The sequence below is a fragment of the Salipiger aestuarii genome (assembly GCF_003259905.1).
Taxonomy (GTDB): Bacteria; Pseudomonadota; Alphaproteobacteria; order Rhodobacterales; family Rhodobacteraceae; genus Salipiger; species Salipiger aestuarii.
In genome coordinates this window covers 1-1,393 of record NZ_QLMG01000120.1, presented here as the reverse complement: position 1 = coordinate 1,393, position 1,393 = coordinate 1, and the positions used below count along the sequence as shown (strand labels likewise).

General features: G+C 65.8%; 1 protein-coding gene. It reads left to right on the top strand.

Going from position 1 to position 1,393, the window contains the following annotated elements:
- The first annotated feature begins 100 nt into the window (after positions 1 to 100).
- Positions 101 to 1,327: an IS256 family transposase gene (locus ATI53_RS22805; protein WP_111551445.1), complete on the top strand. Its 1,227-nt coding sequence runs from the start codon at positions 101 to 103 to the stop codon at positions 1,325 to 1,327.
- Positions 1,328 to 1,393: the final 66 nt, after the last annotated feature.

The window sequence follows — 1,393 nt, the reverse complement described above, 5'->3', positions numbered from 1 at the left end:
GGTCGTGTCGCGGAAGTGGTGGAAATTCGAAGGCGGCGTAATCTCCGGGTGACCTGAAACCCACCCAACCGGCGGCGCCAACCGCCAGGGAGATCACGCCATGACCCAGATTACCGACACCGCGAGCTTTGCGCTACTGGCCGGGGAGGCCGGGTTCGACCCGATCGAGGATCGCCTTCGGGCGAACGTCCGCCTCACCATCGAGGCGATGTTCGAGGAGGAGCTGGCCGCCTTTCTCGGCCGCCTGCGCTATGGCCGGTCGGGCAGCCCGGCGAAGGGGTATCGCCACGGACACCGCGAGCGGCAGCTCACCGGCACCTTCGGGACCCAGACCGTGCGGGTGCCGCGCGCCCGGGTCGAGGACGAGGACGGCAAGGTGACGGAATGGCGATCGAAGGCGCTGCCCCGTTACCAGCGGCTGACGAAGAAGGCCGAGGCCCTGATCGCCGCGGTCTATCTCGCCGGCACCAACACGCGTCGGGTCAAGCGGGCGCTTTTCGGGCTGTTCGAGGGCGCCGTCAGCAAGGACGTGGTCAGCCGGGCCTGGCGGAAGGTCAAGGTGGACTGGGACGCCTGGTGTGCCCGCGGCCTGGCCGATGAGGACATCGTCCGCTTGATCCTCGACGCCACCGTCATCCGGACCCGGCTGGACCGCAAAGCTACGAACATTTCTGTGCTGGCATCCATTGGCGTGCGCCGTGACGGGCAGAAAATACTGTTGTCCATCAGGAGTATGGGCGGCGAGAGCACGGCAGCCTGGCGTCAGTTCCTCGACGATCTGGACGCACGCGGCCTGAAACGACCAGAGTTCGTGATCGTCGACGGTGCCCCGGGGCTGGAAGCCGCGCTCGTGGCGCTTTGGGGCGACGACCTGCCGATCCAGCGCTGCACGGTTCACAAACACCGCAACCTTCTGGCCCACGCCCCCAAGCACATGCAGGATGAGCTGACCGAGGACTATCGGGACATGATCTACGCCGACACCGCCGCCGAGATCGAGAAGCGGCGCAAGGCGTTCCTCCGCAAGTGGCGGCTCAAGTGTCGGGCGGTGGCCGACAGCCTTGAAGAAGCCGGGGCGCGCCTCTTCACCTTCACTCGGCTTGACCCGTCGCAATGGAAATCGGCCCGGACCACCAACGCCATCGAACGCCTGAACGGGGAGTTCCGCCGTCGCATCAAGACCCAAACCGTGCTGCCCTGCGCCGAAACCGTGCCGATGCTGCTCTGGGCGCTGCTCGCCTCAGGCCAGATCCAGATGCGAAAGGTCGATGGCTGGGAAACCCTCTCTCAGCCCATCGAACCGATGCCTCTTGACCTCGCCGCCTGAAAAAACGAGCCTTCAAATGCCCGGAGCACGCCGACAGGGAATTTCCACAGCATTTGCGACACGACC